This is a genomic window from Bradyrhizobium sp. AUGA SZCCT0105 (assembly GCF_018129565.1).
GTDB lineage: Bacteria > Pseudomonadota > Alphaproteobacteria > Rhizobiales > Xanthobacteraceae > Bradyrhizobium.
Genome location: NZ_JAFCMK010000014.1, coordinates 66,946 through 83,799, shown reverse-complemented (window position 1 = coordinate 83,799; position 16,854 = coordinate 66,946). Strand labels below are relative to the sequence as shown.

Sequence of the window (16,854 nt, the reverse complement as noted above, 5' to 3'; positions counted from 1 at the left end):
CTATCACGCCCTACGTCGCTTTCTTCTTCAGGTGATAAGTCAGCGCCAGCGCCACGCAGTGGCGCAGCGCGGGCTCCGGAAGCTTGGCCGCGACATCGAGCAGGATCGCGCGGTTGCCACTGTAGCTGAGCTCGGGATAGAGCTCGCGGAAGGTCTCGACCAGATTGGTCTGGCAGTGGAAGTAGACCGCGACCTGGTCGGCGGCGGGCTTCACCTGATCGATCCGGACCGTGCTGCCGCTGCCGGTCTCCGGCGTAAGGTAGCTCGGCTGCCCCCACTTCAGCGTCTCTTCCAGCGCGCCAACGCCCCTGGTTGCCTTCGCGGTCTCGAAGATCAGGCGCCGCAGCGCCAGCAGCTTGGCTTTGACGGGGGCGGGGTAGGCGTCGAACAGCGTATCCGCCGCTTTCGCTTGGGGGCGCCGTGCCGCCTTGCTGGTCGATGTTGCCGGCTTGCGCATGGAGGGCTCCGCGAGGACGACGTATCGCGTCAATCTACCATAGCGCCTTCAACGACACATAGCCCGCCGGTCAGGCCGCGTTGCGCAGGCCGGCGAGGAACGTGTCGACGCTGTGCGACAGCGCGGAGGCGTGATCGCCGAGCTGGCTCGAGGTATCCAGCACATTGCCGGTGAGGGCGCGGGACTGGCCGGCGGCTTCGCTGGCGCCTGCGATGTTGGCGGAGACCTCGACCGTGCCGGAGGACGCCTGCTGGACGCTGCGGGCGATCTCCCGCGTCGCCGAGTCCTGCTGCTCGACGGCGGCCGCGATCGCGGTGGCGATGCCCGAGATCTCGCGGATGGTGCCGCTGATGTCGCCGATCGCGCTGACGCAATTGCCGGTGGCGGACTGGATCGCGCCGACCTGGCCGGCGATCTCTTCGGTCGCCTTCGCGGTCTGGCTCGCCAGCCCCTTCACTTCGGCGGCAACCACGGCAAAGCCGCGGCCGGCCTCGCCGGCGCGGGCGGCCTCGATGGTGGCGTTGAGCGCCAGCAGGTTGGTCTGGCTCGCGATCGCGCTGATCAGGCGCAGCACGTCGCCGATCTTCTCCGCGGATGCGGCAAGGCTCGTCACCATCTCGGTGGTCTCCATCGCCTTGGCCACGGCATTGTCGGCGACGCGGCTGGAATGGGTGACCTGGCGGCCGATCTCGGTGATCGAGGAGGCCAGCTCTTCGGTGGCGGCTGCGACCGCATTGACGCTGGCCGACGCCTCCTCGGACGCGGCGGCTGCCGCCGCAGTCCGTTCGGAGGTGCCGTTGACGCTGGTGGTGATCTCGCTGGCGACGCGCTGCATGGCGCTCGACGACTGCGCGACGGCGGCGACCATGCCCTTGACGTCGGCTTCGAAGCGGTCGGCCATCTGCCGCTGCAGCGCCTGCTTGTCGGCCGCAGCCTTCAGCTTGTCGGCCTCCTGTGCATCGCGCAGCGAAGAGGTTTCGAGCATGCCGCGGCGGAACACGTCGACCGCCTTCGCCATCGTGCCGAGCTCGTCGCGCCGCTCGCTGCCTGATATCGTGACGCTGGTGTCGCCGCTGGACAGCCGGTTCATGACCGCGGTGATCGCGATGAGCGGCCGTGACAGGCCGCGGCCGAGCAGGAATGCGAGCAACACGGCCGCGGCCAGGATCGCGACGGTGCCGAGGATCAGATTGCGCTGCGCGCTCGCCGCGGCCGCTTCATAGTCGCTGGTGTCCTTGATGATCTCGAGCACGGCGACCGGCTCGCCGGCATAGTTCTTGATCTGCCCGAGATAGAGCTCTACCGCGTGGCCATCGAGCTTCGCGTCGCGCAGCAGGGCTGCGCCGTTCATCACGCCCTTGAGCTCGTCGTGGGTCGCGACCACGGTGTCGCCGAAGGTCGAGGACAGCCGCTTGAAGGTCTGGCCGTCGAAGGAATGCACGGCGAGGTCGATGCCGAAGCGCTTCTTGGCGCGGTCGACGAATTCCTTGCCGAAGGCGGCGCCGATGTCGACATTGGCGATGCTTTTGCCGTCGCGGATGATCGGGGTCATGCCGAAGATGCCGAGTGCCTCGCGGCCGGGCTCGACGCCGACGATTGACCGGCCGCTCCTGATTGCCTCGACCACGGTCGTGCGGCGCCCGGATACGTCGTCGCCGAAGACCTTGGGCGCGTGCACGCGGTAGAACGATAGCGCCGGGGGTGTCTGGAACGTAATCAGCGGGATGCCCTGCGCGATCAGCGCCTTGTTGGCATCGCCGAGCAGCGCCGCAAGGGCCTCGCGATCGTTCCTGACGATCGCGTCGCCGACCGGCGGCAGCGCCGCAATGGCGGAACTGACGGCCAATGCTGCGCGGCCTTCGTATTCGATCGCCGCAATCACACTGTCATACTGCAGCTTGAGCTGCTGATCGAGCGCGAGCCGCGTCAGCGTGCGCTGCTGGCTGATGCAGAAGCTGCCGAGGATGGCGCAGGCGACGGCAACGGTCAGTGAAATCGCCAGGATCAGGCGGGCGGCAATCGATCGAAGCTTGAACATGGGGCCAGTGGAACTCCAGGCATTAGCGCTGGCCGGAAAGTCTCAGAAAAAGCTTAACAACCGGGTGTTGTTGCCGCCGGTATTCGTACCTCGACCGTTGTCGCCGGTGCCTACTTTCGTACCATGCACGATGGGATTCGCGGCGATACCCCCACCCCAGCCCTCCCCGCAAGCGGGAGAGGGAGCGCAGCGTCCTCGCGGTCGTTAGGGCGCGTGCTCATAACCGCCAGCGGTCCGATGTCCGCTTCCGGAGAATAAGCGGACATCGCGAAGCCACGTTGAAATCGGTCGAGAATGACTCAACCGGACTTCCTTCTCAATGCAGCTAGCCGCAATCGGCCTTGAGACCCCGCGCCGATCACCGTAGATTGAAGACCTGCAAACCAGCGACGAGTTGCGAGCTCAGCGTAGGTAAATTACTCGCGTCTAAAACTGAGAATGGCTCTTCCTATTGGCCCCTTGAATAGGTGACATCGTCATGAGCATGGGTTTAGACCGCAAACCGCAGGTACGCCGGACGACGCCGCCGTCGGAAAGTGTCGTGGCGAGCTGGTACGAGAACGCCAGTTTACTCGATAGCTACAGCATCGACTTGAGTGCATCGGAACAGTCGAGCATGCGCGAGCTGGCGACGCGGACACTCGTCAATCCACCCGCGTGGCAAAAGGCGTTGATCGCGCTGCGCGACGCCATGGTTACGCCCTTTGGCATCAAGACCTCCGATACGGTCAGGACGTTCCCGGACAGCCATGAACGGGTGGACTTCTTCCCGGTGCACTGGGAGGGCAAGGACGAAATTGTGCTCGGTACGGATGACCGCCACCTCGACTTCCGGCTATCTCTGCTCCGACGCCATTCTCCAACAGGCACGTTGCTCATCGCGACAACCGTCGTGCATACCCACAATGCCCTGGGCTTCACCTATCTCAACGCGATCAGGCCTTTTCATCACCTCGTGGTCAGGGCCAACCTGGCACGCTGTGCACAAACCCAACTACAGTAGAGCATGGCGGATTGATGGGGGCACGCCATTTATGAGTGCAGGTCCTGGCCCGTACAAAGCGAGACTTCCTGTTTCTTGGTTCACAGGCCGATCGGGCTGAGCCTGCCTCACTCGACTGCCAGGATCTTGATCCGAATGAACGCGCTGTCAGCGCCACTCTCATGGATGAACACACGACCCTACGAGCACGCATCTATGCTGCCTGGATTGACTTGCTCCGACGAAACCGAGGCGCCGAAGAACGTCCTGACCAATATTATGCGCTGAGCGTCGAGAACGTCCGAGGCCAGGGAGAGGAGTTCGAGCTGCACATTACGTTTCGGGCCGGTCGGATGTATTGCTGCTGCGAACCCGATCGCCACACCGGCGTCTTCACAGGGAAACGGTGGCGGCAACTGCCAGCGGCCCTTGCCGTCCATGGCGTCGAGCCTCAAGAGCCACTCCTAGTGCGGATTTGCGCTCGGCTAGAAGCAGGCTCGCGACTGCACTACGGCAAGAGCGATGAGCCCGAGTCCGAGATGTACGATCAAGGCCCCTGGACGTTGATGGTCCGCGAGCAATCCCCCGTGATTTACGAATGATCCTCGAACCGACGCGCGACCTCTAGGACGGCATATGGCCCACCGCGTCAGCTGGCGCAGTGCAGCGACATCGCCGAAGCCGAGGGAAGACCGGACGTAGCTGGCCGACTGCAAAAACGACGATTGATCCCAAGCCGACATGGCGCTTCCGACATGGGGCCTTAGATGGAAGGAGCTTTTTGGCCCGTCTTCCGGTTCGCGCTTGGTTGGAGTAGCGTGGATTGCAACATTGGTATCAGGGCTACGCGTGTCGAAGGCGATTGCCATCTTGGGCTCTGCTCTATTCTTCGTCGCCGCGCCCTTGGTGCTGGCGGGGTTCGTCCCATGGTGGATCACACATTGGGAGTTCCGGCCGGCTTTTTTTGGCTTTGAACTGACCCGCGCCGTCGGACCTATGTTGATCATCGCCGGAGTGCCCGGAGTTGTAGATTCGTTCGCGCGGTTTGCACTGCAGGGGCTGGGAGCGCCAGCCCCGATCGCGCCGACACAGAAGCTGGTGATCACGGGTCTCTATCGCCACGTACGAAATCCGATTTACGTCGGGGTCGCTGCCGTCATTTTTGGTCAAGCACTTTTATTCGGCGATTGGCGCCTCCTCTGGTATGCCGCGCTGCTCTGGCTGTTTTTCCACGTCTTCGTCTTGTTGTACGAAGAACCAACGCTCAAGCAGACATTTGGCGCGCAGTACGAGGACTTTCGGGCCAATGTCCCGCGCTGGGTTCCACGGCTGACCCCATGGCGAGTCCCGTAACGCGAGCATCATGACGATGGGCACTGCCTTCGCTAAGGTCCAAGCGCGCCTCTCCTCCCTGATCAGGTGCAGCAGCTGCGGCGACGCCATGCACGGCTATCGAAAGGCAAGACAACGAGGTTGCCGTCGACCAGAGCTTGTTTGCCACAAGTCAGCGGCTGGCCCGTTTGAGACATGAGGAGGAGGCCTCAGTAGGTCCGTTCTCCGGGCTAGACCGGAAGTTCTCGGCGGACGATCAAGACGGCGCGATTGACCCGCAGGCGACATGCATTGTGCGAGGCGCGGGCACTTCACTCGTAACTTTGATTGCTAAGTTTGCGGCGAGAGGTTCGATGAAGGCAGAAATAACATTTGATCTTGTCATGACCGAAGACATGGCCTTCGTTAAAGGCTGCTATCGTTTGGCCGGCGGCGCTTGGCAGGTTTTCATGTTTCGACGATATAACGGAATAGAGGCAGTGGGAGTAAAGCAGAGCCTCACATGGAGGAGTGGTGTGACGGGTCTCAATGCCATTCTGCCCAGCGACGCAAAAACTGATAAATCCGTTGTCCTTACCGTACTATCGGACACGTTGGGCGTTACAGAATGGTCCGAGGTGCGGGGGCCGGACTCAATGCAACTCCGATAATGCTAGGCGGGGCCTCTTTTAATTGTGGAAGCGGTCGTTAGTCCGCACATAGCTGACGGTCTGGATGACCATCGAGAACGTCGGCTCTCCGAAGTGAACCGGAAGTCCCTAGGTTCGCTCGAGATCGACGGCTTTTGGACCCTTAGCGGACATTGCCGAGGCATCCACCTCGGAAGGTGTGCGCCCGGAACTGCGCAGCAAAACTATTTTGTGTCGTCCAGATTGGGATGATCTTTGTAGATGGTCTCGTAAAGCATGTTGTCGACACGAGCGATAATGTCGCCGAATGATGTCTTTAGTCTCATAAACTCATCCGCTGCACATGCGCCTTCAGCAAGGATCAGTGCCAAGGATAGCTCCCTAACCACTATATCTGTGTGCCTCTTAATTTGTGCGGCGGATTTCGCATCCATGAAGGTTTCTCGATTTTTTCATGCGGGGCGATCTACTACAGCCAGATTAAGCACCAACAAAGCTGTTTCCGAAATTTCGATCTAATCTGCGAGAGCATCCGCTCTTGGCCCAAAACTGAAATGCGGTGGTCACTCGGCGATGTCCGGTTTTAGGGTAAGAGCCGACATGGCGGACTTATGAGTGCACGCCCTGGTTCAATCTGACTTCATCGCGCTTCAGCGCGCTGTCGGCGGAGCGCCGAGATTTCCCGCCAGGATCGCCTTGCCGGCGTCCTCATACTGCGTATCGCGCGCCTGGATCTGCTGCGCGATCGCATGCACGTCGCGGAACCGCCGCTCGAACATGTCGTTCGGCTGAATGAAAGAAGCCGCCAACTGAGGTGGCCATTACTTCGCCGAACTCAGGTCTTGGGTTCTTGCTGCGCCACTCAGCCAGCTTCGCGCTATTTGCGCAGCGACGCGATGTAAGCGGCGATATCCGCTGCTTCGGCTCGGCTCAGCGGAAAGTTCGGCATCTTGGGATGCGGGTCGAGCAGGAAAAACGCCAGCTTCTCGGGGCTAAAATCTGGGTTACGCGCAACTGCAGCAAACGGCGGCACGTCGGCGACTGCCTGCTTCTGATCGTCGCTCACCACGTGACAGGCGGCGCACCATCGTTTTGCCAGCTCCGCCCCGTGGTTTGCATCCGCAGCAAGGGCCGCCGATCCGGCGACAAGTTCAAACGCGACAGCGAAAATCGCTGCATGACAGATTTGCATGAGCAGGATTCCAACTCGACGGATCGCTTGTACCGCTGATCGGCCACGGCTTGAAGGGGACAGATGATTGCGATACTTTGTTGCCGCATTGCAGCACGGCCGTATTCCTTGTGGGATCTGGTCGAGTGATTGGACGCCCATCCTGATGCCTGAAGAGATCGCGAACGCCAACATTGCGCACTTCAAGAAGCTTCTTGAGACCGAAACGGACGCGGAGAGGCGCGCCGCCATCGAACGTCTACTGGCGGAGGAGGAGTTAAAGGTCGCCGCCCTGCGCAATGCCCGAACCGAGCGCAACAAAAAGCGCTGAGTTGGAGGCCTTCCATTCGCGCCAATGGGTCGGATGAATGGCCACGGGGGCGGCCGTCTCTGCGCTTACCCAACCCCGAAGCACACGGCGGCACGGAAAGACAACCGCGTGGGTTTCTCCAGCGTCGAGAACCGCGACTTCGAGATCGCGGTCGAACGGTGCGCTCGCTATCGTCTGCCAGTCCATAACAAAATGGTCTGGCAGTTCCTTGGCAGCGTCTTTGACCTTCATCAATTCAAGCTTGGTCATTGTTCGTCGAACATCGCTAACCGACACTCTTTGCTCATTATGGCCCGAGCATCCTTGGACCTCATTGAACATCATTTAGCCCGAAGGAGTCGTATTTGAAATTCGGGTGGTCTGCGTAAGGGGTTTCCCGGATCGTGTAGAGCTCGGTGATCGTCCTCTTCACGATGGAGCTTAGCCCCCGTAGTTCTACGGCATGGCACAAATTGCACTAGCGCAGCCGGTTCCCGGGCGTAGCGTTCTGCCCCCGCCTTAACCCGCTGGGGTTGTGTCATGAGTGACGACCTTTTCTTCAAGGTGTTCGCTGTCGTTTTGGGATTGGGACCTATCGTAATAGCAACCGCCGTTCTGCTCGTTTCAGGGTAGAGCGCCACCGGGCCGCCCGAACACGCACCAACCGGGCCGGCAGAAGGCCCCAGCAGCCAGCCTCACGGCCCCCAAAGGTTGCTGGGGCCGCTCGCGGTGCGCTGATTGCGTTCCTCATCCATTCCAATTTCACCATCTGTACTTCATTGGAATGAGGGTGCTGGCCTGTTTCCGACCGCAGTGGCCTAGGCCGTGTACCCATAAACGCGGCGGCGTGATGCGACTAAGCGATGTCTGCTTTGCCCCTATAGCGACCGACTTCGGGCGGCAGCGCAATATGTCGCGACGGGCCAGCAGCGGACCCACGACGATAGCGGCGGCGGCCCCCGAAGAAGCCAAGAGCAGCATGAAAGGACCGTGGACGCTCATCCAGGTTCCCTAATTTCAGACGCTGTTATCGCTGGGCCACTAAGCCGCATGAGCTGGGGAACTTGCGGTTTGATACTTGATCCAAATCAACAGATTCCCACCCCCCATACCTAGCGTCGGGGGGCCAGACCACATCGTCGGAGAAAGAAGATGCTGAAGCGTTTGCCGGTCATCCTTCTTTTGCTGATTGTCCTCTCGGCGGTCCGTTCCCCTGCCGCAGCAGATGATCGAACTGCGGGACCAAAAATCCAGGAGGAAATCTGGGCGCTGCCATTTCCACTACCTGTGCTTGCTTTCCTGGTACGGCCGGTCGGAGATGGCCCGTTCCCCCTGGTGGTCATGAACCACGGAATTTCTCTCGACGCCAATCAGCGGACGATGTTTCCCATGATCGAATATCGGGACGCGGCACGTTGGTTCGCGCGTCGCGGTTATGTGGTCATCTCGCCTATCAGGTACGGGGCCAGCAGTCTCGATGACAAAGATCAGGGTCTCTATGGAGCTGTCTTCGGCCACGTTGGCAGCTGCGACAACCCGAATTTTCGTGGTCCCGGGCTCGCTATCGCCACCCTGAACGAGTGGGTGATCGACTACATGAGCAAGAAGAAGATGATTCAGCCCGGTAAGGTCGTCGTCGTTGGCCAGTCGGGCGGCGGATGGGGCTCGATCGCTCTTGCGAGCCTGAACCCGTCATCAGTTCAGGCCATAATTACCTTTGCAGCCGGGCGCGGAGGCCGCGTTGATGGCAAACCCAACAACAATTGTGCTCCCGATAAGCTCGTTGCCGCAACCGGCGAGTTTGGACGCACCGCACGCATACCAATGCTCTGGATCTACGCGGAAAACGACACCTATTTCGGGCCAGAATTGACGAAGCGAATGCATCAGGCTTTTGCCGAAGCCGGCGGCAATGTCGAATATCGTATGCTGCCCCCCTTTGGAAGTGACGGACACTTCATGATAGATTCCGCAGACGCAGTGCCGATCTGGTCGCCTTTGGTCGTCCAATTTCTAGAGAAGCATTCAGCAACCGCCACGCCGTCGGGACAAGTCAGCAGCTCTTCACTCCAGCAGGAGCCTCAGGCAAAGCCGCCGCGACTGCGCCTACCTGAAAACATTCATTACTCAAACTGGGAAAAACTTTGTTTCGACTCATCCGATGGGGTCACGATATGCCGAACGACATCAACCGGCACGGACGACCTCGATCAGGTGGTGGTGCGTGTGGACCTGATCCAACGAGCTGACGGGCCGGCTCGCTTGCAGCTCTTCGTTCCGCAGGGGGCAAATCTGCAGCAGGGAGTCAAAGTGACAGTAGATCAGGGCAGTTCTACCCAGGTTCCCTTCAACTGGTGTCTCACCAACATCTGCATCGCGGCACGCGGAATCGAATCAACCTTGACTGCTCAGATGGAAGCCGGCCGACAGCTCAAACTTGAACTCACCGACCTCGACGCCTCTTCAGTTGCGATAAGTCTGCCGCTCGAGCAGTTCGCCAGCGTTCACAAAGCGCAACCCGCCAAAACGTTCGATTTCACGTCAGATGAGGAATGAACGACGTTGCTGAGACAATGTGCTGCTGCGAAAGGTCCAGATCATGCGCGAGACGTTCGGAGACGCTCGCACCGCTGTCCTGGTCGGCCCCGGCAAACGTGACCTGCGGCTCGATCTGTTGCGAGGTGCCGGCCAGTGGATGGTCTTCCTAGACCATATCCCGGAGAACTTTCTGAACTGGTTCACCCTTCGCAACTACGGCTTCAGCGACGCAGCCGAAATATTCGTATTCATTTCCGGCTATTCGATCGGATTTTCCTATGGACCAGCGATCAAGGCCGGCCAGTTTCTAGCTGGCGCCAAGCGCCTTTGGACGCGCGCATCGCAACTCTACGTCGCTCATATTTTCCTATTTCTGTTCTTCACTGCCCAGATTGCTCGCATTGCAGCTCGGTTCGACAATCCGATGTACAAGGATGAGCTTAACATCGCTCAGTTTCTGGACCGTACGGATATAATGATCGGGCAGGCGCTTTTGCTCAAGTATAAGCCGGTCAATCTCGATGTCCTGCCCCTTTACATCGTGCTGGTGATTGCGGCGCCAGCAGTACTGTGGGGCCTGCTGCGTCGGCCGAATTGGACGCTGCTCTTCTCTGCGCTTCTCTATTTCGCAGCTCGACATTTCGATTGGAATTTGCCTTCGTTTCCAGACGGAAAATGGTATTTCAATCCCTTCGTCTGGCAGTTCTTGTTCGTCTTCGGCATTTGGTGTGGCTTTGGTGGCGGCCCCACGGTAAGGCCAGCAGCATTGTCCCGCCCGATCACGATCGTTGCGGCGGCATGGCTCGCTTTTGCATTCCTCATCGTGATGACATGGCATGTGCCAACCTTGGAGCGGTTCGTGCCGCAGGCGCTAGTTCGCGCGATTTATCCCATCGACAAAACCAATCTTGATCCCCTGCGGCTCACGCATTTCCTCGCACTGATGGTCGTATTGCTGCGTGTTCTCCCGCCAGATTTACCCGGGCTCACCTCAAAATGGCTGCGCCCGCTAATCTTGTGTGGTCAACGCTCGCTCTCGGTGTTCTGCTTTGGTGTTCTGCTGTCATTCGCTGCTTATTGGATTCTGAAGCAGATTGCAGGTGGGATCGTTGCCCAGATGCTCGTCAGCGTCTTGGGCATCATTCTCCTGGTGGGCGTTGCTTGGATCGCTACATTGTACCGCAACCTTCCGACCTTGTTTGGGGCCGAAACACGTGTGATCCGGATCGGAAAAGACGTTCCGATGGTCGAGAGAGAGTAGTCCCGGGTGCCGACGGCCGCTTTGGGGTCAAGAGCAGCCGTGCACACCAAGTTGGATTGGCGTCCGGTGTGCCCGTGACAGCCGACATGACACGCGCTCAATCGACCTTCGGCTAAGGGCCATTTTCGACGCATTTGTCAGAGATTGAGGACTGGTTGATGTCCGCTCCTGTCCGTAGGCGCCGTACCAAGAGCGGGCCAGGAGCGTTGCGTTTGGCCGGACTGCCGTGATTCAAACTCCCGAACTGGGGACTCGAATCATGCGCTACGAACTCGCCGACCACGAATGGACCGCCATCAAGCCGATGCTGCCGAACAAGCCGCGTGGCGTTCCTCGGGTGAACGACAGACGGGTCCTGAATGGCATCTTCTGGGTCCTCCGATCAGGAGCACCCTGGCGTGATCTGCCGACGGCGTTTGGCCCATACACCACTTGCTACAACCGCTTCGTTAGGTGGCGGCGGGCCGGTGTTTGGGGCCGCATCATAGAAGCGCTTGCCACTGCCCATGATGCCGCTGTCCAGATGATCGACACCTCCATTGTCCGCGTGCATCAGCATGGAGCCTGCATCACAAGAAACCAGCGCCAATCGATGGGAAGGTCCCGCGGCGGCTTGACGAGCAAAATCCATGCGGTGGTCGATGGCAATGGTCTGCCGGTACGGCTGGCGCTGAGCCCGGGTGAGGCCCATGACGTTCGACTCGCCGGAAAACTGCTGTCTCGTCTGAAATCCGGGTCAATGCTGCTTGCCGACCGTGGCTATGATGCGGACTGGATCAGGGAGCTTGCCATGAAGAAGGGCGCGTGGGCCAACATCCCGCCGAAAAGCAATCGCAGCGATCCGATCTGCTTCAGCCCCTATCTCTATCCTGCTCGCAACCAGGTCGAGCGGTTCTTCAACAGGATCAAACAATGTCGTCGGGTGGCGACCCGCTACGATAGGCTCGCCGCCAACTATCTCGCATTTGTTCAACTCGCGTCAATCAGGCTATGGCTGCGCCTTAATGAGTCCGCGTCCTAGTTCGAATTACGCAGTGACCTGAATTGGTTGAGCGGCATCCCCGGGGACGTTCTCAGTAGGACTATCAACTGCTATGCCCCATAGAGATACTTATGTGGGTGCAAAGTCGTTCCCTACGTAGTTCTCCGTAGGTTGGGGTTTGATGGGCGCACACGCTGTGACAAGATGTTGCCTTGTCCAACAGTGAGGGGAATGAGCGGTGGCCGATTTTATCTTCACGGCGAACATCGCCCATTACAATGACCTTCTGGCGACCGAAACGGACGCAACGAAAATCGCGATGCTGCACAGACTGCTAGCCGAGGAAGAGGCGAAGTTGGCCGAGTGGCGTGCAAAAAATCGACCACCGAAGGCCAAAGAGTAAGGGCCGCCTCAACTGCCTTCCGTGATCTTGCCCTTGCCGTTGCAGGTCTTCTTGAGATCGCCCAGCTTCCGCATGTAGTAGCCTTGGCTCTGAACCGCCTGCCTGATCTCCTCGCTAACCTTGATGACCCTCTTCTTGCTCTTGCGCCATTTCCCTTGGCCGCCAACGCCGGGTACCGGAAATCCTTCCCTCACAACGAGCAGATCACGCCTGATGCTGAAATACACTTCGACCATGTAGTCTCCAAAGCGCTTGAAAAGCATTCGTTCAGAGCAACGTGTGGCTCGCCGGAATGCAATTGGCGCTCTGGTGACCGCCTTGTGAACATCGGGGAAATGGCCGCGCGGGCTCGATCGGTAGGATCGCTGCTGGCGATGGCACGACGCGAACAGCGACCAGATCGATCAAAGGTCATTGGCACACTGCCGCCCGGTGCTCCATGCAACCTTGAGTTCTCAGTCTCTAATGCGACCGAGCGCACGGGGCTCGGAAGATCGAGACGTTCACAAGCTGTTGGTCGAGGAAGAAGGCAAGCTAGAAAGGCTATCTCCCGGGATCACCACTGGACATTGATACCGATCAATAGCTGGTAGCGGGTTGCTCTCTAGCCTTCTCTCATGATGTGGATGGCGATTGAGCCCGCGCCGTTTGATCGGGACACTTGGAATTGGCCGTCATCGAGGCTGACGGGGGCCACGCATGCTCTCGTCTTCCCCTGGCGTCGCGCCCTCGAAGGCTGGATCAAGACATCAACCGGCCGTCCCGTTCAGGTTCATCTGACCCACTGGCCGATTGGGACAAGTAGCAAGGATGGTTGCGCCATGCGACAGAACAGCGGAACGACTGCGATGACGCGATCCTTGCTGGTACTGACCATATGTCTCTTTTCGAGCACCATGGCCCAGGCGCGGGCTGAGGAGCAGCGGCATGGCAAAGAGATGTTGCAAAGGCTATGCGCCGGATGTCATTCCATTGGCAGGACCGGGAACAGCCCGAACAGGCTGGCGCCGCCCTTTCGCACCTTCAGTGAAACCAAACTCTACGACAGCGACTTCTTGCAACGACTGCAGGACGGCTATAGCAGCATCCATCCTTCCATGCCGACCTTCCGCTTCAGCAGGGAGGATGCGGAGGAGGTCGTCAGCTACATGAAATCAATTCAGGAACCTTCCAAGTCGAAATAACCTCAACTCGCGGCAGGGATGTGCTCACAACTGTTCCGCCAGCCGCATAGCGCGCCGTGCCCCTGGGTCCCGAAGGACGCATAGCGCCGAAGCAGATATGCCATCCGCAAAGTTTCGGCTCTTCGTTTCTCCAGGCCGCGGCCCGGGCAAGAATTGCATGATCCGTGCTTCCGCCTTCTGAGGGCGAAACCGACTCTTAAACTCGTCGCGGCTACTTCAGCTATTGGGCCCAAAACCGACATGCCGTGGTCACCCGGCGATGCCCGGTTTTAGGGGTAGAGTCGGCATGGCGGATTGATGAGTGCGCGGCCTGGTTCAATCTGACTTCATCACGTTTCATCGCGCCGTCGGGGGCGCGGAGAGATTGCCCGCCAGGATCGCCTTGCCGGCGTCCTCATACTGCGTATCGCGCGCCTGGATCTGCTGCGCGATCGCATGCATGTCGCGAAACCGTCGCTCGAACGGATTCTTCGCAAACACCGCCGTGGCCCCCGACATGTGATAGGCGATGTCGACCACCGAGGCCGACTGGTGGATGGTCCAGGTCGATGCGATGCGGATCGCGATGCGATGCGCCTCGCTGATCGGATCGCCGCGGGCGAGATCGCTCCAGACCTCGTGCGCCGTCGCATACAGATAGGCGCGCGCGGCGCGCAGGCTCGCTTCGGTGCGGCCGATCTGGCCCTGCACGGCGTTGTTGTCGCGCATCGCCTTGAGGCCCTGCGGGGTCTTGCCGCGCGCAAGCTCGGTCGCCGCATCCAGCATGGCGCGCGCGACGCCGAGCGAGGTGGCGGCAAAGCCCATGCTGAACACCATGTTGGTGGAGAGCTTGTAGAGCGGGCCGCCCTCGCGGCACGCGGCGGGATCGTCGCGCAGCGCGGCGAAATTCTCCGGGATGAAGAGGTTGTCGACCGAATAGGAATCGGTGCCGGTGCCCTTCAGGCCGATCACGTCCCAGACGTCGTACATCATAGCTTGCGACATCGGGAACAGAATGGTGCGGATCTCCGGCGAGCCGTCGGCCTTCTTGCGCGGTGAGCCGTCGGCCTCGACGATGCGGACATGGGCGCCGAGCCAGCTTGCCTGTCGCGAGCCCGAGGCGAAATCCCAGCGCGCACTGGCGCGGTAGCCGCCGGGCTCGGCACGCACCTCATGGGCGATCGCGCCCCAGGCCAGAATGCCGGGCGGGGTGTTGAAGATCGCGTTGGCGGCGTCGGGCTCGAGATAGGCCGCGGTCATGGCGCAGACGCCGCACTGGCCGAGGCACCAGGCGGTCGATGCATCGGCCTTGGCGATCTCCTCCTGCATCTGCATGAAGGCGTCCAGCGTCGCCTCGGCGCCGCCGAAACGCTTCGGCAGCAGCGCGCGATAGAGCCCGTTCTCGACCAGGGCCGCGGTGACGGAAGGCGTCAGCCGCCGCGTCCGTTCGATCTCGTCGGCTTCGCTGATGATCAGCGGCGCCAGCGCGCGCGCCCGCTCGACAAGGTCGAATCCCTGCGGCTTGTTCATGCGTTTGCTCGGCCCCTTCTGACATTCTTGTTGGGCGGGTCGAGTGATGGTGGCCCATTCGGCAAAGGAGGGCAAGGCGGGGCGGCGCCGGCGCAGATCAGCTATCCATCGCGGCCGCGCGCGACCGACGCATGCATCCGCTCAGGCGGCGGCGCGGCCGAGATCGAGCGACGGCTGGCGCTTGGTGGAGAAGCTCAGCGCCACGGCGACCGCGGCAAGGCCGATCGCGAAGGAACCGGCGTGCAGCCACGTGTAGCCATGGAACGTGTCGAACACGTAACCGCCGGCCCACGGCCCGAGCGCCATGCCCAGACTCGCGAAAGCCGACACCGCGCCGAACACCGTGCCCATGATGCGCGCGCCGAAGAACTCGCGCACCAGCACGGCATAGAGCGGCATCACACCGCCATAGGCGAGGCCGAACACGACAGACAGCGCGTAGAACTCGCCGAGCTGCGCCACTGCGAGATAGGTCGCGATCGACAGCGCCTGCACCAGCAGGCCGCCGACCAAAACCGGCTTGGCGCCGAGCCGGTCGGCCAGCACCCCGAGCAGCAGCCGTCCGCCGAGCCCGGAGAAGCCGGCGAGGCTGTAGACCGTGACCGCGGTGAGCGGCGCGATGCCGCACACCATGGCGTAGGACACCATGTGAAAGATCGGGCCCGAATGCGCCGCGCAGCAGGCGAAATGGGCCAGTGCGAGCGTGATGAATTGCGGCGTGCGCAGCGCCTGCGCCACGGTCCATTCCGCTTGCGGCGTATTGCCAGCCGTCGGGATCGCGACGGTCGTTCCCTGCGGTGCCGGGCGCACCAGGAACGATGCCGGAATCAGCAGCGCCCAAGCGGCGATGCCGATCACGAGCATCGCAAAGCGCCAGTCATAGGCCGTGATCAGCCAGCTGGCTGATGGCGCGACCGTCACCGGTGAGACGCCCATGCCTGCCGACACCAGCGCGACGGCGAGGCTGCGATGCTTGTCGATCCAGGCGCTGGCAAGCGCCATCATCGGCGCATAGAAGCTGCCGGCGGCGATCCCGATCAGCACACCGAAGCAGAGCTGGAATTGCCACAGGGTCTGTGCCTGGCTTGCCGTCACGAGGCCAAGCCCGAGCAGCAGGCTGCCCGCCAGCACCACGATGCGGGTGCCGAAGCGGTCGGACAGCGCGCCCCAGGCGAACGCCGCAAAACCCATGCAGAGGAAATCCAGCGTCGCAGCCGCCGAGACGCCGGCACGCGACCAGCCCATCGCATCCGAGATCGGCTGCAGGAACACCGCGAGCGACAGCATGGTGCCGAAGCCGACGCAGGTCATCAGCGCGCCCGCGCCGACGACGACCCAGCCATAATCAAAGCGAGCGGCCTTGCTCATGCGTTTCCCCGGCGCTGTTGTTCGTTGTGGTGCGCGCAGGGAGGATGGTGGCCTATCCGGGGTCCAGGGGCAATATGACGGGCAACATGCCTCTCATTCCGGGATCAGCGGATCGTGCGTTGCATGCGCAGGATGTCGCAGCGACGCACCGCTAGCCGCAATTCCAGGCCCGTCCGATCGGCGTCCAGCTCCAGCACGGGCCGTAGCTGCCGCCATTGTAGCGCCCGCCGCCATGGAAGCCGGGCCGGCCGAAATAGTGCCAATCCCCGCCATAGTAATATTCCGGCGAAAAGTCTGGATAGCCGCGGGCGGCGCCGCGCGGACCGAGCACCGGAATGGTCTCGTTGGGCGGCTGCCGGTAGCCGGGCAGGAAGCCATAGCCATGCCAGCGGGCGGTCTGCCGCTTCTTCGAGGAAGCGGCCGCGCTCAGGTCCGGCTGCAGCAGTGCGAGGATGACGATCGAGAGAGACAGGATGCGCAACATGATCGAAGCTTAGTCGGGCGGCCGCGTCGTGGCGATTCAAATCATGGTGCGTTTTGTTGCCGGGACAAGAATGAGCAACAGGCGCGCGGGCGGCAGCGCGTCAGCTATCCACCTCCGGCTACTTTGCATGGGGTTGTTTTCGATATTTTCGGTTAGGGCGGGACTGGCGCGCTTGTCGTCAAGCCGGCGGCAGTTCGAGACGGCGC

At 61.0% G+C, this 16,854-nt stretch carries 17 protein-coding genes and 1 pseudogene; 7 read left to right on the top strand and 11 right to left on the bottom strand.

The window, feature by feature from the left end; genetic code table 11:
• Positions 1–10: 10 nt before the first annotated feature.
• The gene (locus JQ573_RS36715; protein WP_212317011.1) at positions 11–457 is read right to left on the bottom strand and encodes a DUF1801 domain-containing protein; all 447 of its coding nucleotides are present in this window, start codon (positions 455–457) and stop codon (positions 11–13) included.
• A 70-nt stretch (positions 458–527) separates the two neighbouring features.
• Entirely contained in the window at positions 528–2,495 is a 1,968-nt protein-coding gene (locus tag JQ573_RS36710; RefSeq protein ID WP_212317012.1) for a methyl-accepting chemotaxis protein, read from the bottom strand.
• A gap of 478 nt (positions 2,496–2,973) precedes the next feature.
• Here JQ573_RS36710 and JQ573_RS36705 point away from each other — a divergent pair, with 478 nt between their 5' ends.
• Positions 2,974–3,498, top strand: a complete 525-nt coding sequence (locus JQ573_RS36705; RefSeq protein WP_212317013.1) for a DUF2867 domain-containing protein — start codon at positions 2,974–2,976, stop codon at positions 3,496–3,498.
• A 179-nt stretch (positions 3,499–3,677) separates the two neighbouring features.
• Here JQ573_RS36705 and JQ573_RS36700 read toward each other — a convergent pair whose 3' ends face one another.
• On the bottom strand, positions 3,678–3,932 hold the full coding sequence (locus tag JQ573_RS36700) for a hypothetical protein (RefSeq protein ID WP_212317015.1): 255 nt from the start codon (positions 3,930–3,932) through the stop codon (positions 3,678–3,680).
• Positions 3,933–4,326: 394 nt separating this feature from the next.
• On the opposite strand from JQ573_RS36700, the gene JQ573_RS36695 reads away from it, so the two are divergent.
• A complete protein-coding gene (locus JQ573_RS36695) occupies positions 4,327–4,830 on the top strand; it encodes an isoprenylcysteine carboxylmethyltransferase family protein (RefSeq protein ID WP_312011733.1) in 504 nt (167 codons plus the stop codon).
• 832 nt (positions 4,831–5,662) lie between these two features.
• Here the strand turns inward: JQ573_RS36695 and JQ573_RS36690 are convergent.
• The 4 genes and pseudogenes from JQ573_RS36690 to JQ573_RS36675 form a co-directional block, all read right to left on the bottom strand.
• Positions 5,663–5,872: a hypothetical protein gene (locus JQ573_RS36690; protein WP_212317019.1), complete on the bottom strand. Its 210-nt coding sequence runs from the start codon at positions 5,870–5,872 to the stop codon at positions 5,663–5,665.
• 216 nt (positions 5,873–6,088) lie between these two features.
• A pseudogene (locus tag JQ573_RS36685) lies at positions 6,089–6,217 on the bottom strand (acyl-CoA dehydrogenase); the annotation flags it as partial.
• A gap of 98 nt (positions 6,218–6,315) precedes the next feature.
• Positions 6,316–6,630 carry a cytochrome c gene (locus JQ573_RS36680; RefSeq protein WP_212317280.1) on the bottom strand — a complete coding sequence of 105 codons (315 nt, stop codon included), beginning with the start codon at positions 6,628–6,630 and terminating at the stop codon, positions 6,316–6,318.
• 256 nt (positions 6,631–6,886) lie between these two features.
• Positions 6,887–7,189, bottom strand: coding sequence for a hypothetical protein (locus tag JQ573_RS36675; protein ID WP_212317022.1), 303 nt, complete (start codon positions 7,187–7,189; stop codon positions 6,887–6,889).
• An 882-nt stretch (positions 7,190–8,071) separates the two neighbouring features.
• On the opposite strand from JQ573_RS36675, the gene JQ573_RS40825 reads away from it, so the two are divergent.
• The 4 genes from JQ573_RS40825 to JQ573_RS36655 all read left to right on the top strand — a co-directional run bounded on the left by JQ573_RS40825 (position 8,072) and on the right by JQ573_RS36655 (position 12,103).
• On the top strand, positions 8,072–9,475 hold the full coding sequence (locus JQ573_RS40825) for an invasion associated locus B family protein (protein ID WP_212317024.1): 1,404 nt from the start codon (positions 8,072–8,074) through the stop codon (positions 9,473–9,475).
• Positions 9,476–9,518: 43 nt separating this feature from the next.
• Positions 9,519–10,718, top strand: coding sequence for an OpgC domain-containing protein (locus tag JQ573_RS36665; RefSeq protein WP_212317026.1), 1,200 nt, complete (start codon positions 9,519–9,521; stop codon positions 10,716–10,718).
• A 259-nt stretch (positions 10,719–10,977) separates the two neighbouring features.
• A complete protein-coding gene (locus tag JQ573_RS36660) occupies positions 10,978–11,739 on the top strand; it encodes an IS5 family transposase (RefSeq protein ID WP_212317028.1) in 762 nt (253 codons plus the stop codon).
• Between the two features lie 199 nt (positions 11,740–11,938).
• Entirely contained in the window at positions 11,939–12,103 is a 165-nt protein-coding gene (locus tag JQ573_RS36655; protein ID WP_212317030.1) for a hypothetical protein, read from the top strand.
• Positions 12,104–12,111: 8 nt separating this feature from the next.
• Here JQ573_RS36655 and JQ573_RS36650 read toward each other — a convergent pair whose 3' ends face one another.
• Entirely contained in the window at positions 12,112–12,339 is a 228-nt protein-coding gene (locus tag JQ573_RS36650; protein ID WP_212317032.1) for a hypothetical protein, read from the bottom strand.
• A 585-nt stretch (positions 12,340–12,924) separates the two neighbouring features.
• On the opposite strand from JQ573_RS36650, the gene JQ573_RS36645 reads away from it, so the two are divergent.
• Entirely contained in the window at positions 12,925–13,287 is a 363-nt protein-coding gene (locus JQ573_RS36645) for a cytochrome c (RefSeq protein ID WP_212317034.1), read from the top strand.
• Positions 13,288–13,623: 336 nt separating this feature from the next.
• Here JQ573_RS36645 and JQ573_RS36640 read toward each other — a convergent pair whose 3' ends face one another.
• The 3 genes from JQ573_RS36640 to JQ573_RS36630 all read right to left on the bottom strand — a co-directional run bounded on the left by JQ573_RS36640 (position 13,624) and on the right by JQ573_RS36630 (position 16,648).
• Positions 13,624–14,796 carry an acyl-CoA dehydrogenase family protein gene (locus JQ573_RS36640; protein ID WP_212317036.1) on the bottom strand — a complete coding sequence of 391 codons (1,173 nt, stop codon included), beginning with the start codon at positions 14,794–14,796 and terminating at the stop codon, positions 13,624–13,626.
• 141 nt (positions 14,797–14,937) lie between these two features.
• Positions 14,938–16,164 (bottom strand): MFS transporter, encoded by a 1,227-nt coding sequence (locus tag JQ573_RS36635; RefSeq protein ID WP_212317038.1) that lies wholly within the window; start codon positions 16,162–16,164, stop codon positions 14,938–14,940.
• 151 nt (positions 16,165–16,315) lie between these two features.
• On the bottom strand, positions 16,316–16,648 hold the full coding sequence (locus tag JQ573_RS36630; protein WP_212317040.1) for a hypothetical protein: 333 nt from the start codon (positions 16,646–16,648) through the stop codon (positions 16,316–16,318).
• Positions 16,649–16,854 lie beyond the last annotated feature (206 nt).